Below are 25,732 nucleotides of genomic sequence, written 5' to 3' on the forward strand. Positions count from 1 at the left end.
TATAAATTAAAAAAATATATTAAAAATATGGACACCATATATTTTTGATCTAATGGAATCGAAACAACTTAAACATTTTCTGGCGGTCGCTGAACATGGAAATATTACCCATGCGGCGAAAGCCCTGCATATTGCCCAGCCCGCATTAAGCATTTCTATCAAAAAGTTTGAGCAGTCTTTGGGCGTTACCCTATTTCGCCGTGATGATAAAAAAATCAGCTTAACGAAAGAGGGCGAAACGCTACTTGTACATGCCAAGCGGGTGATTCAACAGTTGCACGACGCGCAGCTCGCGATTAATGAGTTGAAAGGCTTAGCGAAAGGAGAAGTACGACTCGGAACGCCATCAATGATGGGCAGTTATTTCTTTCCACGAATTGTGATGGCGTTTAAAAGCCAGTTCCCGGAGTTAAAATTAACCTTGGTCGAAGCTGGGACTCAATCGATTCGTCGTATGCTGCTCAATGGTCAACTCGATATCGGTGTGATCAGTTGTGATAACGTGCCTGATGACCTAGAAACTGACCATTTGTTTACTAGCCAAATGGTCGCAGTTGTTTCACCTGAGCATGAGTTAGCCCAGAGAGAATCTCTTACTTTTGATGAGTTCTTTGAACACGATTTGGTTATGTTTCAGCATGGCTATTTTCACCGTGAATTTTTGGATCAGGTGAGTGAGGAGCATGGGTTTACCATGAAGTCATCATTCGAAACCAACTTACTGCCTTTGATTTTGAGTATTGTGAAACAAGAGTTTGCGATTACCGCGTTACTGGAATTGGTGACCCAACATGAGTCAGGCGTTGTTGGCGTGCCGTTTGAACCACCAGTGACGCTGGATCTGGCACTTGCTTGGCGCAAGCAGGGGTATTTATCAATAGCAGATCGAACGTTTATCGACTTTATCAAGCGCTACGTTTAAACGCAGCGCAGATTCATTGTTCGAGCACTAGTCGCCTTTGTACATCTTCTCGAAGTTCTTTGGGTTCCAGCCAATCATTACCCGATCACCAATTTTTAAAACTGGCACTGAACGAGCACCAAGCGCATCAAGTTCTTTGCGACCGCGTTGCATCTTAGCATTGCACAAACGATAGTTAATATTTTTCGAATCCAGATAACGTTGAGCATCTTTGCAGTGAGGGCATTTGTCTTTGACGCAAAGAACGACACGTTTCATTGAATTTCTCTCCATTATCATTGGGAGGCGAAGTTTAACGGCCTTTCACCATAAATGAAAGGCGAAAGCTAAGGTGAAACTGTCCTTTATCTCAGGTATATTGAGCGCCTTTATTTTGTCATAACAGACGTTAATTCTATGCATCCGTCACTTCGATACATTCAAGGCTACCCACAAAACATCGTAGAGCAGGTGAGCTCATTGATAGCGAGTGGCAAGTTTGTTCCTTGGTTCGAAAAGCGTTATCCCGATAGGCACCAAATCAAAAGCGAAAAGGCGCTCTATGAGTACGCCATGGCAATCAAAAACCGCTACATGAAGAAAGCCGCGCCAATCAGTAAAGTTGTCTACGATAAGAAAATTCACGCGGTAAACAACGCGCTTGGTTTGCACAGTGTTATCAGTAGAAACCATGGCGGCAAGCTGAAGTCGAAAAACGAGATTCGCATTGCCAATGTATTTAAAGATGCGCCCGAGCCACTATTAAGAATGCTGGTGGTACATGAGTTGGCACATACTCGTGAGAAAAACCACGACAAGGCGTTCTATCAGTTATGTTGCTACATGGAGCCTGAGTATCACCAACTCGAATTTGATGCTCGTTTGTTTATGATTTACCTCGATTTAAAAGCGAATTTGAATGAAGAACAATAATCACAACGCGAAGCAAGCAAAGCCAAAGGCTTCAATGGCGGGTCAGAAGAAAGACGCGAATAAAGCCAAGCCGAAGCGTGTTAAAGACAAAGTTGCGCGCAAATCCCCTCAGCCTGCAGGAAAGAGCGAAGTCGAGTTCATAAAAATAGCGAAGAATGGTTTGCATGAGCGTAATGTTCATCGAGGTCGTTACGATTTTAAAAAACTCGTGGAAAGTGAACCACAGTTAAAGCCATTCGTTATCAAAAATCCGAAAGGGGAAGATTCCATAAACTTCTCTGATCCTAACGCGGTTAAAATGCTCAATAAAGCATTGCTTGCTGCGTATTATGGTGTCGAGTTCTGGGACATTCCCGACACCTACCTTTGTCCACCGATTCCGGGCCGCGCTGATTACATTCACCGAGTGGCAGAACTACTTGATAGTGAAGTAAAAGGTCAGTACGCGCACCAAAAAGTGAAAGCGTTGGACATTGGCGTGGGAGCAAACTGTATTTATCCGATTGTTGGTGTAACAAAATACGGTTGGCACTATACGGGCAGCGATGTCGATCCAAAATCCATCCAATCGGCTCAAACGATCGTAGAGCACAATCGTGTTTTGACGGGAAAAATTGCACTGGTACAGCAACACAATGATGCCAATATTTATCGAGGTATCATTCAACCGAATGATCGTTATGATGTGACGACATGTAATCCGCCATTCCACCGTTCGGCGGAAGATGCCGCTATGGGCAGCCAGCGTAAAATCGATAATCTAAAAGCAAACCAGCGTAAGAAAGGGCTAAAACCTCAAACCGCACAAGTAAAGACAAGTAAGCCTGAGTTGAATTTTGGCGGTCAAAACGCTGAATTGTGGTGTGAAGGTGGAGAAGCGGCGTTTATCCGAAAAATGGCGAATGAAAGCCAAGCTTTTGCCGCGCAGGTCTTGTGGTTTACAACACTTATATCCAAAAAAGACAACGTTCGTCCGATGCGCAAGCAGCTTGAAAAATTGGGTGTGAAAGCCATTCGTGTGGTTGAAATGAGTCAAGGGCAGAAAGTGAGCCGCTTTGTAGCTTGGTCATACATGGATAAGCAACAGCGTAAAGCATGGATTGAATTAAAGTAACGTTGACTGTTTCACATTGAGCAATAAAGTAGAAAGCCCGCTGATATCAGCGGGCTTCTATTTTGGGAGATCTAAAACTTAATGATGGGCTCACAATCTAGTGAACTGAGAGAGACAAAAGTATCTGTTTTGGCATAGTACAAGCCACAGGTTTCACCTCTGATCTGCAACGTATATTGGTCTGGAAGATCCGTATAGCTGCCATCCAACAGTTGATTGTTGTTCCCTTTTACTCGTCCTTTTTCAATCAACAAATGCGGTGAGGATTCAAATACGTTATTTGCGATTCTAGGTGCTGGTGTCCCTTGGATTTCTGCGATCGCGTTTTGAATCTCTATGACTGTTTCCGGAGAGTTCTCTTTACTCAATGCTTCAACGGGTTCTTGTGACATAGCTTGGCATCCTATCAAAGAAATCGAAGTGCCTAAGAAAAGCGCAACCCGAATCAGCATTCGTAAAAAGTTAGTTGATCTCAACATGAATTGCCTCTGTTCGTAGCGGAGAGCGAAGATCGCTTAACTCCGGAGATGAAATGTTACGCGGCATGGCGTTGAAACTTGAAGAGGAGACTGGCGGACAGGTTCCCGTTTCCATGTAGTTTAGTGCCGCAGAAAGCATACCTTCAGACGGATCGCCTAATGGTTTTGTTAGGTCATCATTGACCCAGCAACCTTCCACTCTATTGTTTAAGCCTAGCTCGGTATTGATTTGGCTCTTTGGAGTAGGAATAAAACCATCAGAGAAGTCGCCAAATTTTTTCTCGTTCGCTGACTTGAACTGAATAGTGTAGTACATAGTGCCGCAGTTTTGTTCTGCTGAGAACCCATACGGTTTACCTGTGGTTGTTGAGCCTATTTGGATAACCTCAACATCAATGCCGCGCAAAGCGTTGATCAACAGTTCACTTGAGGAAGCCGTGCCTCCTGAAGTCAGCACATATACGCGCTTTTTGTTCAGTGTCGGCAGCACTTGGTCCGAATACTTTTGTGCTGCCCAGTCTATTGCTAGATTCGTAAAGCGATAGATGTTATCCCCATCTTTAATGGTACGCATCACTTTGTCGTTGTGAATCAACTCACTGAAGACTCGGTTCTGACCAGCACCGCTTAGCATGTAGCCTACTTGCGAGGACTGAAGGACTAAGCCACCGCCGTTGTAACGCAAATCAACGACGATCTCGTCAACATTCTCTGCCGAGAGCGTACTGAACGCCTCAATAAGCGGGGCTTGAGCGCTTGGTTCAAATGAGTTGTATTGTAGATAGCCAATTTGCATACCATTGTGTGCGATCACTTTGGCATTTTTAACTGGAGAAGTCATGACATCAGAGGCGGTAAGCGTCACGGTTTTCTCTAGGCCGTCAACACTCTCAAATGTGAAGGTGTAATCGTGATTGATGTCAGGGTTAAATAGAGTTTTATTAATAAAATCAATGTCGGACTGACTACCGGTGTTAACAACATCAATATTATTGATTTTTAGAAGCTTATCACCGCGAGCAATGCCGTTTCTATCAGCTGGAGAAGCTTCTTCAGTATAGGAGATACGAACGTCTCTAGGTTGTACGCCACGTAGGAATGCCCAGTTAAAACCAAACCCAGCGACTAAACCAGATTGCGATGATTTCATCTCATCTTCATAAGGGACGGTAAAGTGGAAGCGATCTTTCGGTTTACCAGTCGTGGTAGTAGCAGAGGTGACCAGTGTGTTGAAGTAATCCGTCACGGTTTTGTAGTTTGCTGGATTATTATCAGGAACTTCGTCATACCAAAGGTAAGTTTCGTTAGTAAAAGCTCTTAAAAAGAGTTTTTCGTGTAAAGCAGAACCTAATTTATCTGGATAGGCGGCATAATTGTTATATGGGTCTCGACCCACTCGTGGGGTTTCACATTGGTTGACAAACGAGCTTGATGGTTGGCTAAAATCACCGGCTTTCCATGTTGGTCCGGTTGCGCTGCTAGTTGACGGAGTAGATGAACCATCACCGCCGCCACCGCCACAACCTTGTAATAATGCGAGAGTGACTGCCGTTGCTAAAGAATACTTAAATTTCACTTTTCTATGTCCTTATAAATAATAGAATTATAATTATCTGTTTTGCTTTTTTATTAGCTAGATGAATGTATTAATTTAATTTGTTCGTCTGCAAATTTATAGTTAAATAGTGTGAGGTAAATAACGTAAAAATGTTTATCTTTTATTCTTATAAATCCATTAGTTATTCCTTAAGTTCCTTAGTAGTTTCAACGTAATAATAAGGAAAAAACAAAGATGAAATGGAGGGTTCTCTTAGTCGACTAATTGTTGTTTGCTAAATAGAAAGTAAGTTTCGGGACGGGAAACTCTACTTATTAGAGATTTGGCAGGAATAAATGATGCGTTCTAGGTTTGGGGTAAATTTTTAATCTGATGTTTTAATTTATTTTAGTCAATTGGGCGACGTGCTTTAACAGGCTTCCATCAATATCCGGCAAGTCATCTGCGAAAAATATCTGAGCGCCAGGCGTGCAGCGCATTAATATATTTGTTAGTTCACCTTCGTTGTTGGAAGTGTTAACTGCGTTAAGTTTCGCTAATTTATTACAAAGCTCGTCCTCTATTTGCACTTTTTGCTCTTCGGTGAGCCTAATGCGACCTATACATACACCTGGGTTGATGTTATGAGAAAGCGACTCTTGTTGAAATCGCTCTTTGAATAAGGTGTCCAATGCGGTACCTTCTTCCATAATAAATCGACGACCAGAACGGTAAAATAAGCCGTCTCCGAAGTTCTCCACATACCCTAGAATTTCCGCGATACGCAAATAGAATCGCAAGCTTGTATCAGAAAGTCCGTAAGTATGGGCTATCTCTTGCGGTTTAATATCACGAGAAGTCAGCATATAAATAAAATCAAGTAAATAAGGATGCTCAACGAAAAGGGCGCTCTCTTCATCTGTTAGCATTTGCTCGTTTTGGTGCTGAAGCTCGTTGGCTAAGGTTGCGAGTTCGATGAGATCGGTATTCAGGTAGTTCAGATAAATAAGTACTTTATCCAAACCTAAAGCCGGATTATGTAGGTGGCGTTTAATACTAGATAGAGGGATGCCACTTTTCTCTGACAAGGAATTGTAGCAAAGCCCTTCTTCTTTAATCTTTTGTCGTAGCGCTGCGAGTAAAAACTTTGGTCCAACATTCATCCTTGAATATCACCTTATTCGTTATTCCGTTTACTGGCTGATATTTTGCCTTTCAAGCAGCAGGTTTCGAATCGCTGTGCCTGCTTCTAGAATGTGTTTTTTCAGCAGATACTTGGCGCCTTCTATATCGCGATTTTTGCACATGTCAAACAAGCTTAAGTGCTCTTCTTCTGCCTTTTTAATGCCTGTTGTGAACAATAGCTGCATACGTATGTATCGGTCACACTTTGTGTTCAAGTTGTAAATGACGTCCATAGTTTCAGGCATGTTGGCTGGCGCATATAGGGCTTTGTGGAACTCGTAGTTGTAGTTGCTCCATTCTTCTACTTCGTCGCCACTGTTCACTACTGACTCGAAACGTTCGCGAACTTCTCGCGCGCGTTCAAGGTCAGCGTCTGTCATATTTTGAATCGCACGCTCTAAAATGTGGCATTCCACGACAGCGCGCAGTTCAAATAGCTCATTGATTTTCTCTGGAGATAGCTCAGTGACCGTCGCACCTTTGTGAGGTTCAAAGCTAACGAGTCCTTGTGCTTCCAATTGAACTAACGCTTCACGCACAGGAATTCGGCTAACATTAAACTCTTTTGCTAACGCATCTTGACGTAAAGGTTGACCAGTTTTTAACTCGCCCTTCAAGATCTGAGTTCGAATTGCTTCCTCAACGAGCTGAGTGCGCGTTTTAAAAACAGGTTTCTGTGACATTGAAGTCTCCCGTTAAATTAATATTGTATCCAATCCATTTTACTTTAGTAGTTTATTGTTTTTCTGGCACAAACCAACTAGGAAAGAAGGTTTTGAGAAGTAGAGTGAAATAAAAGGCATCAGTTGATGCCTTTTTGAGCCATTTGGTGAGCTTATTGGGACACTCTGCCGTCTATAGCGCGTTGAATACCCAGTGGGTTTGACGCTTTTAATGAATCCGGCAATAAAGATTCTGGTAAAGCTTGATAAGCGACGGGACGCAACCAACGATGAATAGCCTCCGCTCCGACAGATGTTGAGGCAGAATTGGTTGAAGCAGGATATGGTCCACCATGAACCATAGCGTAACCAACCTCGACGCCAGTTGGCCAACCGTTGAATACAATGCGTCCCGCGATTTCTTCCAAACTTGGAAGCAGTTGCTTCGCTTGTTCTTCGTCTTCAGCGGTAGTGTGAAGGGTTGCGGTGAGCGAGCCAGTCAGTGAATCACTCAGTTTCAACATGTCTTCGAAATCTTCACAGGTTACGATTAACGATTGAGGGCCGAATATTTCTTCCTCCCATTGCGGGTTTTTACGCCAGTTTTTACTGTCCGTCACGAACAGTGCTGGTGAGACATTGGTCGCTTCTGCTTGTTCAGAACGAGTGACGTTAATGCCTGTTTCGGAAGTTCGCTTATCCACTTCGGATTCATATGTTTCTCGGATTCCTTGCGTTAGCAAAGTGGCCGTTGATTGTTGTCGAATTAACCCTTGAGCGGTTTCGATAAAGGCTTGCGTTTCTGGGCTATTCAAGACAAATACAACGCCTGGTTTTGTACAAAATTGTCCACAGCCCAAAGTCATAGAAGCCACAAATTCTTCAGCCAATGATGCGTTTGCCCGTATGGCTGAAGGGAGAATAAATGTTGGGTTAATCGCCCCTAGTTCGCCATAGAAGGGGATTGGCTCTGGTCTTTGCTGAGCTAGATTAAACAGCGCACGGCCACCACCGACTGAGCCTGTAAACCCGACCCCTTTAATTTTTGGATGGGTAACGAGTGCTTGGCCAAGTGCGCGTTTGTTGCCTTGCAATAGCGTGAAGATGGCTTGCGGTAAGCACTCTTTCTCAAGTGCAGCCTCAATACACTCAGCAACAAGTTGACTGGTGCCAGGGTGGGCGGTATGGCCTTTTACAATCACAGGGCAGCCAGCAGCCAGTGCCGAAGCCGTATCACCACCTGCCGTAGAAAATGCGAGCGGAAAATTAGACGCACCAAACACGGCGACAGGGCCAATTGCGATTTGCTGACGACGAATATCTGGTTTCGGCAGTGGTTGACGGTCTGGGTTTGGCGTATCGAAAATTGCTTGATGGTGATTGCCCGATCTCACGACCTCGGCAAATAGTCGTAATTGGTTCGCGGTACGTCCTATTTCACCGCTTAAACGTGCTTCGGGAAGGGCAGTTTCCAAATGAGCACGAGCAACGATTTCTTCACTCTTCACTTCCAATTCAGAGGCGATAGAGCAAAGTAAGCTCGCTCGCTTTGCATTGCTTAGTTGGCGAAACTCACGCGCAACGCTTTGGGCGGCTGAGGCGGCTTGATTAACTTCTTGCTCTCCATGCACCGGAAACGCTGTGGGTAGAGGCTCACCAGTAAAGGCGTTGACTGCGTAAAAAGTGGTTGGTTCTTGTGGGTTCATCATTCTTCCTTACTATCCTTATTACTTCACTTCAAATCCGTACGCATATGGGTCTTCATCGTCTACCCATATCGTGTTGTGACCGTATACTTGTGCCCATCCTTCAATACTTGGCAAAATAGCGGCTTTGCCATTCACTTCGGTAATGCCTTCTATACGTCCTTGAAATAGGCTGCCGATGATACTTTCGTGAACAAAGTCTTCCCCTTGATTGAGTTTGCCCCTTGCATGCCATTGCGCCATGCGTGCACTTGTTCCCGTACCACATGGCGAGCGATCCAACGCTTTGTCACCGTAAAACACAGCATTTCGAGCGGTGGCGTTTTCTTGAGTAGGCTCTCCGGTCCATAGCACGTGAGAAACACCGCACACTGTTGGATCTTCTGGATGTACGCACTCAACCGCTCGAGATACCGCTTCGCGAACTTTTGGAGAAAGCATCAAAATTTCATCTGGAGAGTAGTGTTCAAGTCCGGCGTAGTTTTCTTGAGGGTCGACGATTACGTAATAGTTTCCGCCATAAGCAACATCGACAGTGAGCTCACCTAAGCCCTCTATGTCCACGGTTACGTCTTGGTGGGCAAGGTAAGCCGGTACGTTAAATATCTTTACCGACGTGACCTTGTCACCTTTTGTTTGGTAGTGCACTTCGATTTGTCCTGCTGGGACATCAAGTATCAAACGACCTTCTTTTTTGGGAGTGATAAGGCGATTCTCGATAGCGGTGGTGACGGTTCCAATGGTGCCGTGGCCACACATTGGTAAGCAGCCACTGGTTTCAATAAACAGAATTGAAGCGTCTGCGTTATCGCTGCAAGGAGGCAAGACAACTGACCCCGACATCATTGAGTGTCCGCGAGGCTCAAACATGAGTGCCTGACGAATCCAATCATAATGCTCAAGAAAGTATTGGCGCTTTTCGCTCATGGTATTGCCTTCGAGTGGAGGCACACCGCCTGCGACCAGCCTAACTGGGTTGCCGCAGGTGTGGGCATCAATACAGAAAAAAGTTCCTTGTCTCATTTTTCGCTCCTTGCTGAAAAAATGGTTGAATTAAACAATAGTGATGTTAACGTAATGTAAAATATATTGTATACAATCTACGTTTTCAAGTGTGACTCGGAGCATATTTATGTTGGTCAAGGATGAAACCAAAAAGGAAAGGATCGCCGTGATAGGTGCGGGGATTATTGGCTTATCAATTGGCTTGAAATTGCAGCAGCAAGGTTATCAAGTCACGATTTTTGATCCCAATGGCGTGGGGAATGGATGCTCTAAGGGAAATGCAGGCCATATCGCGACTGAGCAAATCTTCCCTCTTGCAACGCCAGCGCTGCTTCTACAATTACCTAAAATGCTGCTAGATCCCAAAAGTCCGGTTTCGATCCGTTGGCAAGATATTCCAAACACAATCGGGTGGATGATTCGTTTTCTATTACAAACAAAGCCATCAGCCGCGGAGCGGGCAAAAAACGCGATTAAGAGTCTTAACGAGCGGTCAGTGGCAAGTTGGCGTGGCGTGCTTGATTCAATCGGAAAAGCGCATCTAATAAAAATGAATGGTTCATTGCTCACTTTTGAAAACGAGAAACTGTTTCAGAATTATCAAAGCACGCTTAACTCACTGGCTAAAAACGGTGTGACGCATCAAGTTTGGACACAAGAGGAGATTCGAGAGCGGATACCTGATCTCAGCCATAAGGTTCGTATCGGAGTCTTTTTTCCCGAAACCGGTCATACGCTAGACCCTTATCAGCTCTGTGTTGAGCTAAATGAAGCTTTTGAAGTTCTTGGCGGTAAGGTTTTACAAAAAGGTGTATCTGCGTTGGCGAAACATGGCGATGTGCTGGTTGAGTCTCAAACACATTCATTTGACCGAATCATTGTTGCCGCTGGTGTACATTCTAAGCCTTTGATACGGCAACTAACCGGAGTTAAAGTGCCTATTCAAGCCGAGCGTGGTTATCACCTAATGGTGGATGACAAGCGTGATGTACTGCCATTTCCTATTAGCTCTGCCGATAGAAAATTCATCATGACTCCGATGTCTGGTGGGCTACGCTTGGCAGGCACTGTTGAGTATGCCGATGTAGAGTCACCACCCAATATGAAACGTTCAGAAATGCTTTTTCAGTTAGGTGATGAGATGTTTGAATCGGGGTTACATCCACTCAGGCAAGGAGAAAAGTGGATGGGGAATCGGCCTTCAACAGTCGACTCGTTACCGGTTATTGATAGCATTTGGGATGGAAATGTATTACTGGCATTTGGCCACCAACACCTTGGATTAACTCAAGCGGCGATTACGGCAGATCTCCTTTTAGAGCTTATCGAAGGAAAGCCGACATCGATTGATCTTTCACCTTTTTCACTACAACGATTTGCCTGAAAAAATTTAATATTAAATATTGTATAAAATATATTAAATTCTAATGTTAACTTAATTTTAACAAAAACTGGTGTCCAACAGCCGTACTCGGATGCCTCCAGAAAAACAACCAAAAGGAGTAATACATGTCACGAATGACCAAAGCACCATTGGCACTGTTGATTTCAGGAATGCTGTTGGGGACTTCTGCTTATGCTGAAGACAAATTGACGGTCGTATCTTGGGGTGGTGCATTCACCAAGAGCCAAGTGGAGGCATATCACAAGCCTTTCATTAAAAAAACAGGTGTAGAGATCGTATCCGAGGATTTCAGCGGCGGATTAGCCGAAATTAAAGCGCAGGTGGAAGCGAACAACGTGCGCTGGGATTTGGTTTCTCTCGACAAGCCGGACATTGTTCGTGGTTGTGCAGAAGGGCTATTAGAACCAGTGAGCCCAAGTATTTTGCCTCCGGGCGCAGATGGAACACCAGCACAAGAGGATTTCATTGATGGTGCGATTCACGAATGCGCAATCAATACCATCGTTGTGTCCACAGTATTAGCGGTGAACGAAGACGCTTTTAAAGGTAAGGCTTTGCCTAGCAAGTTGACCGATCTTTTTGACCTAAAAACTTTTCCAGGTCGACGTGCATTGCAAAAACAACCTCAGGGCAATCTTGAGTGGGCACTATTGGCTGATGGTGTAAAGCCAGAAGAGGTCTACAGCCTGCTCGAAACCGAAGCGGGGCGTGAGCGTGCTTTTGCTAAGTTGGATACGATCAAATCAGAAGTGCTGTGGTGGACAACAGGAGCCCAGCCACCTCAAATGCTTGCAGACAAAGAAGTGGTGATCGCCTCGGCGTTTAACGGCCGAATTCACAATGCCCGTAAAGATGAAGGTCAACCATTTCGAATTATATGGGACCGTCAAATGGGTTACATGAATGGATGGGCGATACCCAAAGGGAGTGAGAACACAAAGCTTGCATTGGACTTCATCGCTTTTTCTTCAGGAACAAAACCATTAGCTGATCAAGCTAAGTACGTTGCCTATGGGCCTACGCGTAAATCGTCTTCGGCGGAGGTGAACCCAGACATTTTAGCGAACCTTCCTACCGCCCCTCAAAACTTCCAAACCGCCTTCCTGATAAACGATGAATGGTGGTCAGACTACGCGGATGAACTAAATGAAGAGTTTAATACTTGGCTGCTTAATTAGGCGTTAATTTGTGTGTGGGGCCGAGTTTTCATCCATAAGCGAGGTTCCGTACTTTTCCTCAACTGTATTTATGTTTTCGGAGAAATGATGAAAGTCATCGAAGCACAGCAAGTCGCGCAATGTTTAACAATGAAGTCTCTTATTGAAACGATGCGTGAAATGTACTCGCGGCCAGCGACAATACCTCAACGCCGAGTTATGCCCTTAGAAGAGGGAGAATATGAGGCGTTTGCGCTACTTCCTGCTTGGAACCAGGAGTTGATTGCGGTGAAAGCCTTTACGTATTTCCCGCATAACCCTGAGCACGGCAAAGATACGCTTGCATCTAAGCTGCTTGTTTTTAGACGAAACGATGGTGAGCCGATCGCACTCGTAGACGGTAAAGTTTTAACGTTTTGGCGCACCGCCGCAGCTTCTGCGTTGGCAGCGGACTATTTAGCGCGCCCCAATGCTGATCGTCTGTTGATCTGCGGAACGGGCAATCTTGCGCCTTATTTTGCGTGGGCATACGCTGCGGTTCGCCCACTTAAGCAGGTTTACATTTGGGGGCGCAACCCAGACAAAGCCGAGGCGACGGTAGATGCCATCGTGTCATCTTCAGAGTATCAGTCGCTTCCCGATGAGCGTCGGTTTCGCGTTTCAGTCGTAGAAAATGTGGACCACGTTATCAAACACGTTGACATCATCAGTTGTATCACTGCATCAGCTGAGCCTTTGTTTAATGGCGCGGACGTGCAGCCGGGTACCCATATTGATTTGGTCGGTAATCATGACTTGGATAAGCGTGAATGCGACTCCGAAGCAGTGCAACGAGCGCAGGTGTATGTCGATAGCCGCATTAATGTATTAGCCGAAGCGGGCGATCTTCTCATTCCAATTCAAGAGGGCGTGTTCACGTCAGATGATATCAAAGGGGAATTACCGCAGCTTTGCGCCCAACAAATCTCAGGACGTCAAAACGATGAGGTCATTACTTTATACAAATCAGTTGGCAGTGCTTTGGCTGATTTGGCCGCTGTAAAGGCGGTGTTGTTAGAAAATGGCATAGATAGCCATGCCTGAGCATTTTTGCTCGTTTATTTAAATTGCATACAATATACATATAAGGAAAGTAGTTCATGAAAATTGATTGGAAAGGTGTTTATCCGGCGGTCAGTACGCAATTTCGTCAAGATCAGTCAATCGACTTAGACGCAACGCAAACTGTTATAGATAACCAAATTAAAGATGGTGTGAATGGCATTATCTGCTTGGGTACCGTCGGTGAGAACTGCGCGTTGTACCCGGAGGAGAAACGCCAGGTCTTGCAAGCGGTAAAAGAAGTCGTAAATGGCCGTGTGCCTTTGATTGCTGGTACAGCAGAGTCTATTACCACAGCAGCTGTTGATTACATGCAGGATGCGTACAAAATTGGTATCGATGGTTGTATGGTGATGCCTGCCATGGTTTACCGCACGTCTGAGAGCGAAACGTTCGAATATTACCGCACGCTAGCAGAAGCAACGCCAGAAATGCCAATCATGATTTACAACAACCCGGTTGCTTATGGTGTCGATGTAAACCTCGATATCATGGCGAAACTGGCTGAGTTTGAAAGCATTGTAGCTATCAAAGAGTCGACCACTGATACTCGTCGTATCACCGAGCTTTACAATAAATTTGATGACCGATTTACCGTGTTCAGTGGTGTTGATGACATCGCTCTTGAATCATTGATGCTAGGCGCGACCGGCTGGATTTCTGGTTTAACCAACGCATTCCCAGAAGAGTCCGTCGCGATTTATAAACTGGCAAGCCAAGGTCGTTATGCTGAAGCGTTAGAAATCTACCGTTGGTTCTTACCGCTACTGCGTTTAGACACCATTCCTACGCTGGTTCAGTGCATTAAACTGGCCGAGCAAATCTGCGGACGTGGATCTGAACAAGTTCGTGCGCCACGCCAACTTTTACAAGGTGAAGAGCGTCAACAAGTCATTCAAATGGTTGAACATGCGTTAGAAACCCGCTTAGACCTATCCAAATACAATCTGTAATTGTGCTGTTTAGTAGAGCGTTAACTGACGCTCTACTCATTCGTAATATTCAAAAAATGAGAAGAGGGAAGTCATGAGCACGGAAAACAAGGACTATGTCAGCTTTCAACACGTTAAGAAAACCTACGATGGCACGAATTTGGTGGTGAAAGACTTCAACTTAGATATTGCTCCTGGAGAGTTCGTTACTATGTTGGGGCCGTCAGGATCGGGCAAGACCACTTGCTTAATGATGCTAGCGGGCTTTGAAACAGCGACCGGTGGAGACATTTATATCGATGGTGTTCCCGTTAATCATCTCGCGCCGCACAAGCGCGATATCGGTATGGTGTTTCAAAACTATGCGTTGTTTCCACATATGACCATTGCCGAGAATCTTGCGTTTCCTTTAAAGGTGCGAAAACTCGACAGTGACACGATTCAAAGCAAAGTTCAGAGTGTATTAGGAATGGTCGAGCTTGAGCATGTTGCGACTCGATACCCAAAGCAGTTATCAGGTGGTCAACAACAACGTGTTGCGCTAGCGCGAGCGTTAGTGTTTGAGCCTAAACTTGTGTTGATGGATGAACCGCTCGGCGCATTAGATAAGCAGCTGCGTGAGCAAATGCAGATGGAAATTAAACATTTGCATGAAAAGCTTGGCATCACCATTTTGTATGTGACGCACGATCAAGACGAAGCTCTCACTATGTCCGACCGTATTGCGGTTTTTAATCACGGCGAAGTGCAACAACTCGCGACACCAACCGAGCTTTATGAATCTCCGAGTAATACGTTTGTTGCGCAGTTTATCGGAGAAAACAACCAACTCTCAGGTTTAGTCAAAGAGTGGAACGGAAAGTATTGCCAAGTGCTCGTTGGGAAAGAGTTATTTACTGCGAAACCTGTCAGAGTATCTGAGCAAGGGCAGAGGACAACACTTTCCATTCGACCAGAAAAGATTGTTATTCAACCAGAGAAAGCGTCTTGTGAGAACCAAGTCTCAGGCGTCCTACGAGAATTGATTTATCACGGTGATCATTACCGTCTGGTCGTCGAAGTAGAGAGCGTTGGTCACTTCATCGTTAAAGTACCTAACGATAATCGTAAACACTTGCAGTTAACGCCTGGCTCAATTTGTCGTATTGGTTGGCAAAGTGACGATTGCCATGCTCTTGATGGGACACAAACTCAAAGTAGCGAGGTAGCAGCATGAGTCGAGAGCTAACCGCATTAGATTCTGTATTGGAGATCGAACGCCAAGTTCATCAGCAAGAAACCAATCTGAAAGCGCAGTTGCAAAAGGCAGAGCGCCGAAAAAAGCTTCGCTCCATTATGCTCACAACGCCATTGGTGTGTTTTATTCTGCTTACGTTTGCTTTTCCTATCCTCGATATGCTTTATCGAAGCGTGGATAACCGAGAAATATCCCAGTCACTACCACAAACTATTCAAGCATTAGAAAGTTGGGATTATCAAGGTCTGCCTCATCAAGAAGTCATTGAGGCATTCTCTGTTGAAGTACTTGCGCTTTATCAAAGCAAAGAGCTACCGAAAATAGCCAGCCAAATGAATATTGAAGTGTCTGGTATGCGCAGCTTATTGATGAAAACAGGTAGAAAGTTGTCTCGTTTGGCGTCGCTGCCGAGCTCGGTGACACAGCTGGCTAAGCTGGATAAGCGATGGGCTAATCCTAAATATTGGGCGGCGTTTAAGAATCTTAGTGGCGCATTAACATTCAGTCATTATCTTGCTGCGCTAGACTTGCAAGTGAATGAGTTTGGAGACATTGAGCCCCAACCAGAAAAACGCCAAATATACGTCGACCTTTTCTTTAAAACTTTTTGGATGTCTATTTCAATCACCTTAATTTGTTTGGTGATGGCGTACCCCGTTGCTTACCTGCTTGCCAATTTACCTGATAAGCGCGCGAACTTACTTTTAATCATTGTGCTGCTGCCATTTTGGACGTCATTATTAGTCAGAACCACGTCTTGGATTGTTCTGCTGCAAAACCAAGGGGTCATTAATGATCTCCTTATTTGGTCGGGTTTTACTTCCGAACGAATTCAGATGATTCACAATACCTTCGGAACGGTGGTGTCTATGGTTCACATTCTGCTGCCGTTTATGATCCTGCCTCTGTACAGCGTAATGAAAGGAATTAGCCCAACTTATTTCCGTGCCGCTCGCTCTCTAGGCGCGACGCCTTTCATTGCGTTCATCAAAGTTTATATGCCGCTTACGTTACCGGGGATAGGTGCGGGGGCCTTGCTCACTTTCATTCTTTCTATTGGTTTCTACATTACGCCCGCTTTGGTTGGTGGAAGAAGCGGACAGATGATATCCAATATGATTGCCTATCATATGCAGACATCACTGAACTGGGGGATGGCTGGCGCATTGGGTGGACTGCTTTTGTTCGTTGTACTGGTTCTGTTTTATATGTTCAACCGTGTGGTTGGCATTAACAACCTTAAGGTAGGGGGATAACCATGGCATTACCAAACTATGCATCAAAAGTAGAGCGAGTCGCTTACGCAGGTTACTTAGTTTTTTGTGGGTTGGTGCTGTTCTTTTTAATCGCTCCAATTCTGACCATCATCCCGTTATCGTTTAATGCAACGCCTTACTTTACTTTTACCGAGGGGATGCTAAACCTTGATTCGGCAGCGTATTCTACTCGCTGGTATCAAGAAATGTTTACTAGTGATCAGTGGCTGTTGGCGCTGAAAAACAGCACGTTCATTGCTTTTATGGCGACACTCGTTGCAACAGGGCTAGGAACTCTGGCGGCGTTGGGTTTAGCCAGTAGTAATTTGCCTTTTCGCAATACGATTATGGCGCTGTTGATCTCACCTATGATCGTACCAGTCATTATCTCTGCTGCTGCGATGTACTTTTTCTACACACGCCTTGGCTTATCACAAACTTATCTAGGCGTCATTTTGGCACACGCCGCGTTAGGTACGCCTTTTGTTATCATTACCGTTACTGCGACCTTAAGCGGCTTTGATCATAGCCTGGTAAAAGCGGCGGCTAGCTTAGGAGCAAACCCTGTTTATACTTTCAGACACATTACCTTTCCGCTGATTCGTCCGGGGATGATTTCTGGCGGCTTGTTTGCCTTTGGCACCTCGTTCGACGAGGTTGTGGTGGCGTTATTCCTGACTGGGGCAGAACAAAAAACCGTTCCGAGGCAGATGTGGTCAGGAATTCGAGAGCAAATTAGTCCGACCATATTGGCGGTCGCTACGTTGTTGATTTTTATGTCGGTGTGTTTGCTCGTGACTTTAGAAGTTCTACGTAGGCGTAATGTACGCATTCGAGGCATTCAAGAATAACCAAACTTTTTCTTTGTTGCTCGCTATGCACTTTTGTTTAGGGGCTCCTCAATTTTTGACCAAATGCGCCTCATTGTAGGCGCTTGTCTTTTTTGTTTATCGTCAGCGATGACTGACATGTCACTCTTGTAGCTTAATGCCAGCCTGCTCGAAACGTGCCAAAGGCGACTTGTTCGATTGCTGATACCAACTAGCTGGCATGTTTGGTTTAAGTCGGGCTTTTTCTTCCTTGCTAATCACAACATAGTGTAAAAACGCATCAAGTGTGGTTCCCATCACGTCAAACGTCATTTCCCCATCTTTGCTGATGGTTTTCAATAATCCAACGACGGCTTCCTCAGGGACTAACGGTTCAACCACCGCGTATTTTCGCTTTTTTATTAATGTTGAAGCGGGCAGGTTTGCACGTGCCGTCTCCCAGCAAACTTTGTTGGTTTTACTGACAAGGTTGTGCTTGTAGCAGTAGTAACTGAATAAAAAGCGTGGCAGGTTTTGCCAGCGTTCGGCTTGGACTTCTAACCAAAGGTGTTGTAGCTCAATATCAGCGTCGGTCATAAATATTATGGAAGATTACTAAAGTAGTGGCATTCTAACGTTTCATCAGTAACCCCGTCTATGATCAGCATAGTCCGATGTAGTATGTTGAAATTTTGGTTCTCAATGAAATAGTGGCTTTTCATTACTGCAATAGTTAGTGTTTTGTCCAATCTCTGACATTGATATTTGACTTTGGCGGTAGAGTGTGGGCGTTTTTGTTTTTATAGTGTCAATCTTATACCGTTACATACTTGGGATTGCCTTTTCTAAAATAAATACTTTTATCAAAGTAACTGTGTGATTTTCATTCAAATAGTTGGTGGTTCTAAGTGATGAAAATTCTGTTTATTACGTTACAATCGAGATTAGGTAGTAATGTGTAGCGTGCTGACGAAAACCTCGCGTCTTCTATCTTGCTTTTTGTGTGCTACTTTTTAGTAAGTATCTTTTGGGTGGATTTTTATGTTTGGAGTTAAAAGAAATGCTGCTATATCTGGCTTGTATCAAGCAAGTGAGTTAAAAGCAAAGCTGTTCTCCAAGGAGTTGGAAATCTTAAGACTTAGGGCTGAGTCTGAGTTTAATAAAGTGCTCGATGAGTTACTAAGAATTAAAGATAACAATACCAGACTACGTGAAAGTGGACTTATTGATAAGCTCGAGCAAGAAAAGTCTAAGTGGAACAGCGGTCAGCTTAAAGATATCGAACAGCGCATAAGTAACGTTGAGCTCTTTATCAAGGATTGTGTTTTATATATCAGCAACATTGAAACCCAATTCGCTAAAGATAGCGACTCAGGGTATGGTGAATTGAGTTGCCGTGCTCTTGAAGATGAATTGGAAACACTGTCTTTTAGTAAGATCCTTAACGCATCAGCGCATGAGTACTTTTATAATTCTAAAGAGTATGAAATGTACCTTGAAAACACACCAAATACCGAATTTTTGCACGCGTTAAAAGAACAAATTACCGCACTCTTCGACCACAAAGCAGCCTAGAACCTACAGAGTATTAGCCCATTGTCCGATTCCTTCTTTAGGGGCTTTGATTCGCGAGTTTTTACCGACCCGCTTTGGAGTATACCTAGCCATTTAACGTGCTGGGTATACCCGTTTAACTACACGTTTCTTCTCTAGCTCATCTCTATTTTTTAACAAATACGAATTTTTAAAGCTCACTCCGTGTTCCTTCTGGTACCAAAAACTGATACCGCCACACCCAGTTGTTAACAAAATGTTTCTTCTTGTCTTGCGAGTAGATTATATGGAGATGCTCTTGCAGTAATAAGGGCAGTGGCGATGCAAAAGACGTAATGCATCTAAGGAAAACTCAATATAGAAGAAATTAGATGGAACTGAAGATTTTGAGTGTCGCGATTGCGACAACATTAACCAGCACTGGCGTATTTGCGTTAAGCGAGCCAGTTTCTCAAGTTACAGAGCAACATGCACATTCGGCTCATACACACGGTGTTGAATCCAATCGAGTTGAATACCAACCAACCGCAACTCTCCCAATTCAGCCCTCCAAGGTAACTCGAGTACAGTCACTTGAAAGCCTTGATGAGTCGAGCACTGCTTGTGATTTGGAGGCATTGATTACCGAAAGTAGTAACCAATTGATCAGCGAAATTTTAAGTCAGGGCGCGACGTGTGTGAACCAGTTATTCTCTGCTGAAAGTCGGATTCAAGAGTCGGTATTTAGCTCCGATCATATGTACAACATCGCTAAGCACACTACGACGTTGGCGAAGGGGTATACGGGTGGCGGGAGCGATGAACTAGAAACGTTGTTCTTATACTTACGCGCGGGTTATTACGCCGAGTTTTACAATGACAACATCTCATTTATTGAATGGGTCACCCCAGCGGTGAAAGAATCAGTGGATGCGTTTGTTAACAACGCAAGCTTCTACGAGAACAGCGACCGTCACGGCAAAGTGCTTAGTGAGGTCATCATCACTATGGATAGTGCCGGCTTGCAGCACGCGTACTTACCGCAAGTGACCCAGTGGCTTACACGTTGGAATGATCAATACGCCCAGCACTGGTATATGCGCAATGCGGTTAATGGTGTTTTCACTATTTTGTTTGGTGGGCAGTGGAACGAGCAATTTGTGCAAATAATTGGCAACCAAACGGACCTTGCCAAAGCTTTAGGCGATTTTGCTCTGAGGGCGTCATCAATCGGTACTGAAGATGAGTTTATGGCTGCGAATGCGGGGCGAGAGCTCGGGCGTCTGACCAAGTATACGGGTAACGCGAGTTCTGTGGTGAAGAGTCAGCTAAGTCGAATCTTTGAACAGTATGAAATGTATGGTCGGGGTGACGCGGTTTGGCTTGCGGCGGCAGACACCGCCTCATATTACGCAGATTGTAGTGAGTTCGGAATTTGTAATTTCGAAACTGAGTTAAAAGGCTTGGTGCTATCGCAAACTTATACTTGTAGCCCGACAATCCGAATTTTGTCTCAGAATATGACGCAAGAGCAACACGCGGCCGCATGTTCTAAAATGGGCTACGAAGAGGGTTACTTTCATCAGTCATTAGAAACTGGTGAACAGCCAGTAAAAGATGATCACAACACTCAGCTCCAAGTCAATATCTTCGATTCAAGCACCGATTATGGTAAGTACGCAGGGCCAATTTTCGATATTAGTACTGACAATGGCGGTATGTATTTGGAGGGCGACCCTTCCCAGCCGGGGAATATTCCCAACTTTATTGCTTATGAAGCCTCTTATGCGAACGCGGATCACTTTGTCTGGAACCTAGAGCACGAATATGTGCATTACTTAGATGGTCGATTTGATCTCTATGGAGGGTTTAGTCATCCAACTGAAAAAATAGTGTGGTGGAGTGAAGGTATTGCAGAGTATGTCGCTCAAGAAAATGACAACCAAGCAGCACTTGAGACGATTTTAGACGGCTCGACGTATACCTTAAGTGAGATTTTCGAGACTACTTATGATGGGTTTGATGTCGATCGAATTTATCGTTGGGGGTACTTAGCTGTACGTTTTATGTTTGAAAATCATAAAGATGACGTAAACCAAATGCTGGTGGAAACACGCCAAGGGAATTGGAGCAATTACAAAGCAACGATCACCCAATGGGCGAATTTATATCAAAGTGAGTTTGAGCAGTGGCAGCAAGCCCTTGTCTCAAATGGTGCACCTAATGCAGTCATAACCGCAAACAACAAGGGGAAAGTCGGTGAAAGCATTACATTTAGCAGTGAAAACAGTACAGACCCAAACGGGAAGGTCGTCAGCGTCTTATGGGACTTCGGTGATGGCTCGACAAGTACACAAACCAAGCCGACGCACCAATATGGGAGTGAAGGGGAGTATTCGGTCAGCCTAAGTGTGACAGACAGTGAAGGCTTGACGGCAACCGCCACTCATACTGTTGTTATCTCAGCGTTGGGCGGTAATGACACATTGCCACAAGACTGCGCGGTGCAAAGTAAAGTAAGCGGTGGACGCCTAACAGCAGGAGAGCCTGTTTGCTTGGCAAATCAACAAACCATTTGGCTGAGCGTGCCAGCTGTGAATGAGAGCTCAAATCTGGCGATAACGACGGGAAACGGTACGGGCAACCTAAAGCTTGAATACAGTAACTCTGGTTGGCCGGATGGTACTAATCTTCACGGGTGGTCAGATAATATTGGTAATGGAGAGTGTATTACGTTGTCAAATCAGAGTAACTACTGGGGCTACGTTAAAGTCTCTGGTGACTTTGAGAATGCCGCCATTGTCGTTGATTTTGATGCTCAGAAGTGTCGTCAGTAGGGCATTTTAACTGCATCACTTTAATTTAATTGATCGCCTCGCTAACATTGCGGGGCGTTTTTGTTTTTCACGCCGTTATCTCTATAAAAAAACCAGCCCGAAGGCTGGCAAACAAGGAGTTTGAGATGAAAATGAAAACGTTATAAAACTGGCTTATATCCTATTTCTCAATAAGTTGGGTTGTGCTTTGCAGCCAGTTTTTATCTTGCGTATCAAGAAAAGGGCTAAGCGCCTGATAGACACGTGAATGGTAATGATTAAGCCAGTCTAGCTCTGCTTGATCTAGCATTGATAAATCAAGGGCGTTGGTCGCAATTGGAGCAAGAGTGATGGTCTCAAAACCGTAGAACGTGCCGAACTCATTTTGTTCTACTTCTACAACTTTAAGAATGTTCTCTATTCTTACCCCGTACTCACCTTCGCGATAAACGCCTGGTTCATTAGTAATGACCATACCTGGTTTTAGCTCAACCTCGTGGTGGCTTTGCGAGAAATTTTGTGGGCCTTCGTGAACATTCAAGCAAATGCCTACGCCGTGTCCAGTGCCGCACTTGTAATCAATACCATGTTGCCATAAGACGCCACGCGCCATGATATCAAGATTGGCACCCGTAGAGCCTTTCATGAATCGAGTCTGAGTCAGTCGGATGACCGCTTTGAGCACCAAGGTATAATCTTTGCGCTGCTTAACGGTCGGTGACCCGAAGTGGAAAGTACGGGTGATGTCTGTTGTCCCGCCAAGGTATTGACCACCAGAATCGACGAGAAAGAAGTTGCTTTCATTGACTACTGCATTGCTTTCTTCATCGGCGGCATAATGCATTTTTGCCCCGTGAGCTGCGAAGCCTGCAATAGTGCGGAAACTGTCACTTACATAATGTCGGGTTTGACGGCGATAGTGATTCAGTTGTGCCTCAGCAGACAATTCTGTAACGAGTCCGCTTGGGACTTGCTCTTCTAGCCAGTTCATAAACCTTACTATTGCCACACCATCATCCGTTAATGTCTGCTCTAGGCTAGTTAGTTCGGTCGCATTTTTTATGGCCTTCATTGCCGTTACAGGGCAAGCCATTGGTTTTAGATTCACATTCTGTTCAATCGAACTCACCAATAAGCTGTCTGTGTGGGTCGGGCTAAAAGCGATCGATAATCCCTCACATTGCTGATTCAAATACTGACTTACGTAGTTGTAATGGCGAATGTGTACACTCTGCTCGGTCAACGACTTTTCAACGTCTTGAGGCAGTTTGGCTTTATCAATAAACAGTGTCGCAAGTGATTGCTCTACGATTAGATAAGCTTCAGAAACTGGGCAATAATTCGTATCACCACCTCGAATATTCATTGTCCACATGACATCATCTAGCGTTGACACTAATAAGCTATCTACTTGGTTCTCGGTTAACCAAGAACGGATTCTCGCTAACTTATTTTCTGTGTCAACGCCAGCAAAAGCGGTGGGATGCTCGAATACGGGTGCACTTGGGCGAGGTGGTCTTTCAAGCCAAATCGGTGCGAGTAAATCCAGGTCGAGAATGATCTTAATGTTTTTCGCTTCAAAGGCTTGTTTGAGGCCTTGATAATAAGCGTAACTGATGGCGCGCCCGTCAACCGCGATAATACTGTTTTCAGGGAGCGTGGTAGCTAGCCATTTGGCAATTGTCGGCGTTTCTGGTTGTTTGGCTTTAAACAGTTCAAGTCCTGTGCCGTGTAACTGTTCTTCAGCTTGAATATAGTAACGACCATCAGTCCACAGGCCACCACCTTGTTGGGTAATGACGACATCGCCTGCTGAGCCGGTAAAACCTGAAATCCAGCTTCGCGCTAACCAATGATCCGCTGAGTATTCACTGTTATGTGGGTCATTGTTGGTTACGATATATGCAGATACGTTGTGAAAGGACATTGCCTCACGCAATAACGTAAGGCGTTGGTTTACTGAGTTAGTATTGTTCATTAAATGGTTCCTAAAGTCATATTTGAGCAATAGATATGATGCTGCTCCGAGCCTGTTTTTATTGGGTTCTGTTGCCCGCATACTTCTGTGGCTTCTGGGCATCGAGTACAAAAAACGCAACCGCTCGGTGGGTTAAGTGGAGAAGGAAGATCGCCGGGCAATAGTTGTATTTCACGGTCACGTGCTAATTGCGGATTAGCTATCGGGACAGCAGATAACAGTGCTTTGGTGTAGGGGTGTTGAGCATCATCAAATACTTGATCGTAACGTCCTACTTCCATAGGTTTACCAAGATACATCACCATAACGCGGTCGCTGATATGGCGCACCACGCTTAAGTCGTGCGCAATCATCACCAGTGTTAACCCCATTTCTTGTTTAAGATCGTCTAGAAGATTGATGACCTGAGCTTGTATGGAGACATCTAGCGCACTAACAGGTTCATCACACACGACCAAATCTGGATTAAGAATTAACGCTCTGGCAATGCCCACACGCTGGCATTGACCTCCGGAAAATTCATGTGGATAGCGGTTTCGCTGGCTCGCCAAGAGACCCACTTTATCCATCATAGCGATGACGCGCTTTTCTACCTCTGCTCGTTTAAGTTGTGGCTCATGGGTGAGCAGTGGTTCGGCGATGCATTCTGAGATGGTTAATCTCGGATTCAAACAAGCGGATGGGTCTTGAAACACCATCTGAAATTCTCTACGTCGAGAGGAAAGCTCTTTTTTACTAAACCCGAGCATGTCTTGACCTTTCCAAGTCAACTCGCCATGTGTAGGTTCAATTAAGCGAAGTAAGGCGCGTGCAAGCGTTGATTTTCCGCAGCCCGATTCCCCCACAATGCCAAGTGTTTCACCTCGATAAACATCTAAGTCGATACCATTGACCGCTTTCACGATTTTACGTCGACTTGGAATAAGGTGACGCGACACTGGAAAGTGGACGTTTAAATCACGAGCAGACATGAGGACTTCTTTTTTATTCATAATGCCTCCTTAAGCTTTTATTTGAATAGGAGTGATAACGCTGGGTGCGTTAACGTGACAGGCAATGGACTGGCTCGTGTTCAATGGGGAAAACCGTGGGGTTTCGTATTGGCAACGTGTCTCTCGATGCTCGCACCGCTCTCTAAACGGACACCCTTGATGGTTAATCAACGCACTTGGTGGGTTACCTGGGATGGTTGGTAAATGCGGCATATCTTCAGTGATGGAAGGAATCGCCTTTAGCAGGCCTTGAGTGTAGGGGTGCGCAGGTTGAGCGAACAATGTCTCGGTATCGGATTGCTCCATTTTTTGACCACCATACATGACCAATACGCGATCACACATCTCGGCGACGACGCCCATATCGTGAGTGATCAGTAAAATTGCGGTGTTGAACTCTTGTTGTAAGTCTCGTAATAGCGTCAAAATTTGAGCCTGAACGGTCACATCCAGCGCGGTAGTTGGTTCGTCTGCAATTAACAACTCGGGCTTACACAACAATGCCATCGCTATCATGATTCGCTGACGCATTCCGCCAGATAATTCGTGAGGGTATTGATTCATCCGAGTCTCGGGAGAGGGAATACGCACCGCATCCAACATGTGAATCGATTCAATTTTTGCTTGTTTTCGGGTCATTCCTTTATGAATCATGAGAACTTCACAAAGCTGTTTGCCAATTTTCATAAATGGGTTGAGTGACGTCATCGGATCTTGAAAGATCATTCCGATTTTCTCTGCTCGGATGCGGTTGATCTGTTTTTTCGACATCGCGAGTAAATCATCATCGTGGAACATCGCGCTGCCAGACACAGCGCCGTTATCCGCGGTTAACCCCATTAACGCGAAGACAGACTGGCTTTTTCCCGAACCTGACTCTCCAACAATTCCAAGAGTTTCGCCTGCTTTAATCGAGTAGGAGAGATTACTGACCGCTTGCACTTGCCCATCTGGCGTATCGAAGCGCACGTTCATGTTTTCAATAGATAGCATG

23 protein-coding genes are annotated in these 25,732 nt (G+C 44.9%); 12 read left to right on the top strand and 11 right to left on the bottom strand.

Going from position 1 to position 25,732, the window contains the following annotated elements; all coding sequences use genetic code 11:
• Positions 1-52: 52 nt before the first annotated feature.
• Positions 53-922 carry a LysR family transcriptional regulator gene (locus B7360_RS07650; protein WP_085343192.1) on the top strand — a complete coding sequence of 290 codons (870 nt, stop codon included), beginning with the start codon at positions 53-55 and terminating at the stop codon, positions 920-922.
• Positions 923-949: 27 nt separating this feature from the next.
• Here the strand turns inward: B7360_RS07650 and B7360_RS07655 are convergent, their stop codons facing one another.
• Positions 950-1,180 (bottom strand): glutaredoxin family protein, encoded by a 231-nt coding sequence (locus B7360_RS07655; RefSeq protein ID WP_085343193.1) that lies wholly within the window; start codon positions 1,178-1,180, stop codon positions 950-952.
• Between the two features lie 138 nt (positions 1,181-1,318).
• Between B7360_RS07655 and B7360_RS07660 the strand changes: the two genes are divergently transcribed.
• Both B7360_RS07660 and rlmF read left to right on the top strand, forming a co-directional pair.
• Complete coding sequence (locus B7360_RS07660) at positions 1,319-1,834, top strand: M48 family metallopeptidase (RefSeq protein WP_054867354.1); 516 nt, start codon at positions 1,319-1,321, stop codon at positions 1,832-1,834.
• Positions 1,821-2,948, top strand: a complete 1,128-nt coding sequence (rlmF, locus tag B7360_RS07665; RefSeq protein WP_085343194.1) for a 23S rRNA (adenine(1618)-N(6))-methyltransferase RlmF — start codon at positions 1,821-1,823, stop codon at positions 2,946-2,948. Before B7360_RS07660 ends, rlmF begins: the two co-directional genes overlap by 14 nt.
• Positions 2,949-3,019: 71 nt before the next feature.
• Here rlmF and B7360_RS07670 read toward each other — a convergent pair whose 3' ends face one another.
• The 6 genes from B7360_RS07670 to B7360_RS07695 form a co-directional block, all read right to left on the bottom strand.
• Entirely contained in the window at positions 3,020-3,340 is a 321-nt protein-coding gene (locus tag B7360_RS07670; protein WP_085343195.1) for a hypothetical protein, read from the bottom strand.
• 70 nt (positions 3,341-3,410) lie between these two features.
• Entirely contained in the window at positions 3,411-5,003 is a 1,593-nt protein-coding gene (locus tag B7360_RS07675) for a S41 family peptidase (protein ID WP_085343196.1), read from the bottom strand.
• Between the two features lie 359 nt (positions 5,004-5,362).
• Positions 5,363-6,127 (bottom strand): transcriptional regulator, encoded by a 765-nt coding sequence (locus B7360_RS07680; RefSeq protein ID WP_085343197.1) that lies wholly within the window; start codon positions 6,125-6,127, stop codon positions 5,363-5,365.
• 30 nt (positions 6,128-6,157) lie between these two features.
• Positions 6,158-6,832 (bottom strand): GntR family transcriptional regulator, encoded by a 675-nt coding sequence (locus tag B7360_RS07685; protein ID WP_085343198.1) that lies wholly within the window; start codon positions 6,830-6,832, stop codon positions 6,158-6,160.
• A gap of 152 nt (positions 6,833-6,984) precedes the next feature.
• Positions 6,985-8,517: an aldehyde dehydrogenase (NADP(+)) gene (locus tag B7360_RS07690; RefSeq protein WP_085343199.1), complete on the bottom strand. Its 1,533-nt coding sequence runs from the start codon at positions 8,515-8,517 to the stop codon at positions 6,985-6,987.
• A 21-nt stretch (positions 8,518-8,538) separates the two neighbouring features.
• Complete coding sequence (locus tag B7360_RS07695) at positions 8,539-9,540, bottom strand: 4-hydroxyproline epimerase (protein WP_005389764.1); 1,002 nt, start codon at positions 9,538-9,540, stop codon at positions 8,539-8,541.
• A gap of 109 nt (positions 9,541-9,649) precedes the next feature.
• Here B7360_RS07695 and B7360_RS07700 point away from each other — a divergent pair, with 109 nt between their 5' ends.
• The 7 genes from B7360_RS07700 to B7360_RS07730 all read left to right on the top strand — a co-directional run bounded on the left by B7360_RS07700 (position 9,650) and on the right by B7360_RS07730 (position 17,461).
• On the top strand, positions 9,650-10,906 hold the full coding sequence (locus B7360_RS07700; protein ID WP_085343200.1) for an FAD-binding oxidoreductase: 1,257 nt from the start codon (positions 9,650-9,652) through the stop codon (positions 10,904-10,906).
• 125 nt (positions 10,907-11,031) lie between these two features.
• Complete coding sequence (locus B7360_RS07705; RefSeq protein ID WP_017633955.1) at positions 11,032-12,105, top strand: polyamine ABC transporter substrate-binding protein; 1,074 nt, start codon at positions 11,032-11,034, stop codon at positions 12,103-12,105.
• Between the two features lie 87 nt (positions 12,106-12,192).
• Complete coding sequence (locus B7360_RS07710; RefSeq protein ID WP_085343201.1) at positions 12,193-13,167, top strand: ornithine cyclodeaminase family protein; 975 nt, start codon at positions 12,193-12,195, stop codon at positions 13,165-13,167.
• A 56-nt stretch (positions 13,168-13,223) separates the two neighbouring features.
• Positions 13,224-14,138: a dihydrodipicolinate synthase family protein gene (locus B7360_RS07715; RefSeq protein WP_085343202.1), complete on the top strand. Its 915-nt coding sequence runs from the start codon at positions 13,224-13,226 to the stop codon at positions 14,136-14,138.
• A gap of 73 nt (positions 14,139-14,211) precedes the next feature.
• A complete protein-coding gene (locus tag B7360_RS07720; RefSeq protein WP_085343203.1) occupies positions 14,212-15,333 on the top strand; it encodes an ABC transporter ATP-binding protein in 1,122 nt (373 codons plus the stop codon).
• On the top strand, positions 15,330-16,610 hold the full coding sequence (locus B7360_RS07725) for an ABC transporter permease (RefSeq protein ID WP_085343204.1): 1,281 nt from the start codon (positions 15,330-15,332) through the stop codon (positions 16,608-16,610). Before B7360_RS07720 ends, B7360_RS07725 begins: the two co-directional genes overlap by 4 nt.
• A 2-nt stretch (positions 16,611-16,612) precedes the next feature.
• Complete coding sequence (locus tag B7360_RS07730) at positions 16,613-17,461, top strand: ABC transporter permease (RefSeq protein ID WP_085343205.1); 849 nt, start codon at positions 16,613-16,615, stop codon at positions 17,459-17,461.
• A 120-nt stretch (positions 17,462-17,581) separates the two neighbouring features.
• Here B7360_RS07730 and B7360_RS07735 read toward each other — a convergent pair whose 3' ends face one another.
• Positions 17,582-18,016 carry a hypothetical protein gene (locus tag B7360_RS07735; protein ID WP_085343206.1) on the bottom strand — a complete coding sequence of 145 codons (435 nt, stop codon included), beginning with the start codon at positions 18,014-18,016 and terminating at the stop codon, positions 17,582-17,584.
• Between the two features lie 444 nt (positions 18,017-18,460).
• On the opposite strand from B7360_RS07735, the gene B7360_RS07740 reads away from it, so the two are divergent.
• Both B7360_RS07740 and B7360_RS07745 read left to right on the top strand, forming a co-directional pair.
• Positions 18,461-18,994 (top strand): hypothetical protein, encoded by a 534-nt coding sequence (locus tag B7360_RS07740; RefSeq protein ID WP_012841894.1) that lies wholly within the window; start codon positions 18,461-18,463, stop codon positions 18,992-18,994.
• Positions 18,995-19,344: 350 nt separating this feature from the next.
• On the top strand, positions 19,345-21,789 hold the full coding sequence (locus B7360_RS07745) for a collagenase (protein WP_085343207.1): 2,445 nt from the start codon (positions 19,345-19,347) through the stop codon (positions 21,787-21,789).
• A gap of 160 nt (positions 21,790-21,949) precedes the next feature.
• On the opposite strand, the gene B7360_RS07750 is transcribed toward B7360_RS07745, so the two are convergent.
• From B7360_RS07750 to B7360_RS07760, 3 genes are read right to left on the bottom strand one after another with little or no spacing between them, the layout of a single operon-like run.
• The gene (locus B7360_RS07750) at positions 21,950-23,746 is read right to left on the bottom strand and encodes an aminopeptidase P family protein (protein WP_085343208.1); all 1,797 of its coding nucleotides are present in this window, start codon (positions 23,744-23,746) and stop codon (positions 21,950-21,952) included.
• Entirely contained in the window at positions 23,746-24,738 is a 993-nt protein-coding gene (locus B7360_RS07755) for an ABC transporter ATP-binding protein (protein WP_085343209.1), read from the bottom strand. Before B7360_RS07755 ends, B7360_RS07750 begins: the two co-directional genes overlap by 1 nt.
• Positions 24,739-24,747: 9 nt before the next feature.
• The gene (locus B7360_RS07760) at positions 24,748-25,731 is read right to left on the bottom strand and encodes an ABC transporter ATP-binding protein (RefSeq protein ID WP_085343210.1); all 984 of its coding nucleotides are present in this window, start codon (positions 25,729-25,731) and stop codon (positions 24,748-24,750) included.
• Between the last annotated feature and the right edge of the window lies 1 nt (position 25,732).

The organism is Vibrio sp. ArtGut-C1 (genome assembly GCF_002105475.1).
Taxonomy (GTDB): Bacteria; Pseudomonadota; Gammaproteobacteria; order Enterobacterales; family Vibrionaceae; genus Vibrio; species Vibrio diabolicus.

Excerpts from the sequence above, each read along its gene's own strand:
- B7360_RS07670 (WP_085343195.1), bottom strand. The coding sequence starts at position 3,340 with ATGTCACAAGAACCCGTTGAAGCATTGAGTAAAGAGAACTCTCCGGAA.
- B7360_RS07695 (WP_005389764.1), bottom strand. The coding sequence starts at position 9,540 with ATGAGACAAGGAACTTTTTTCTGTATTGATGCCCACACCTGCGGCAAC.
- B7360_RS07735 (WP_085343206.1), bottom strand. The coding sequence starts at position 18,016 with ATGACCGACGCTGATATTGAGCTACAACACCTTTGGTTAGAAGTCCAA.
- B7360_RS07750 (WP_085343208.1), bottom strand. The coding sequence starts at position 23,746 with ATGAACAATACTAACTCAGTAAACCAACGCCTTACGTTATTGCGTGAG.
- B7360_RS07715 (WP_085343202.1), top strand. The coding sequence starts at position 13,224 with ATGAAAATTGATTGGAAAGGTGTTTATCCGGCGGTCAGTACGCAATTT.
- B7360_RS07700 (WP_085343200.1), top strand. The coding sequence starts at position 9,650 with ATGTTGGTCAAGGATGAAACCAAAAAGGAAAGGATCGCCGTGATAGGT.
- B7360_RS07730 (WP_085343205.1), top strand. The coding sequence starts at position 16,613 with ATGGCATTACCAAACTATGCATCAAAAGTAGAGCGAGTCGCTTACGCA.
- B7360_RS07690 (WP_085343199.1), bottom strand. The coding sequence starts at position 8,517 with ATGAACCCACAAGAACCAACCACTTTTTACGCAGTCAACGCCTTTACT.
- B7360_RS07755 (WP_085343209.1), bottom strand. The coding sequence starts at position 24,738 with ATGAATAAAAAAGAAGTCCTCATGTCTGCTCGTGATTTAAACGTCCAC.
- B7360_RS07740 (WP_012841894.1), top strand. The coding sequence starts at position 18,461 with ATGTTTGGAGTTAAAAGAAATGCTGCTATATCTGGCTTGTATCAAGCA.
- B7360_RS07655 (WP_085343193.1), bottom strand. The coding sequence starts at position 1,180 with ATGAAACGTGTCGTTCTTTGCGTCAAAGACAAATGCCCTCACTGCAAA.
- B7360_RS07760 (WP_085343210.1), bottom strand. The coding sequence starts at position 25,731 with ATGCTATCTATTGAAAACATGAACGTGCGCTTCGATACGCCAGATGGG.
- B7360_RS07725 (WP_085343204.1), top strand. The coding sequence starts at position 15,330 with ATGAGTCGAGAGCTAACCGCATTAGATTCTGTATTGGAGATCGAACGC.
- B7360_RS07650 (WP_085343192.1), top strand. The coding sequence starts at position 53 with ATGGAATCGAAACAACTTAAACATTTTCTGGCGGTCGCTGAACATGGA.
- B7360_RS07685 (WP_085343198.1), bottom strand. The coding sequence starts at position 6,832 with ATGTCACAGAAACCTGTTTTTAAAACGCGCACTCAGCTCGTTGAGGAA.
- B7360_RS07705 (WP_017633955.1), top strand. The coding sequence starts at position 11,032 with ATGTCACGAATGACCAAAGCACCATTGGCACTGTTGATTTCAGGAATG.
- B7360_RS07720 (WP_085343203.1), top strand. The coding sequence starts at position 14,212 with ATGAGCACGGAAAACAAGGACTATGTCAGCTTTCAACACGTTAAGAAA.
- rlmF (WP_085343194.1), top strand. The coding sequence starts at position 1,821 with ATGAAGAACAATAATCACAACGCGAAGCAAGCAAAGCCAAAGGCTTCA.
- B7360_RS07680 (WP_085343197.1), bottom strand. The coding sequence starts at position 6,127 with ATGAATGTTGGACCAAAGTTTTTACTCGCAGCGCTACGACAAAAGATT.
- B7360_RS07745 (WP_085343207.1), top strand. The coding sequence starts at position 19,345 with ATGGAACTGAAGATTTTGAGTGTCGCGATTGCGACAACATTAACCAGC.
- B7360_RS07710 (WP_085343201.1), top strand. The coding sequence starts at position 12,193 with ATGAAAGTCATCGAAGCACAGCAAGTCGCGCAATGTTTAACAATGAAG.
- B7360_RS07660 (WP_054867354.1), top strand. The coding sequence starts at position 1,319 with ATGCATCCGTCACTTCGATACATTCAAGGCTACCCACAAAACATCGTA.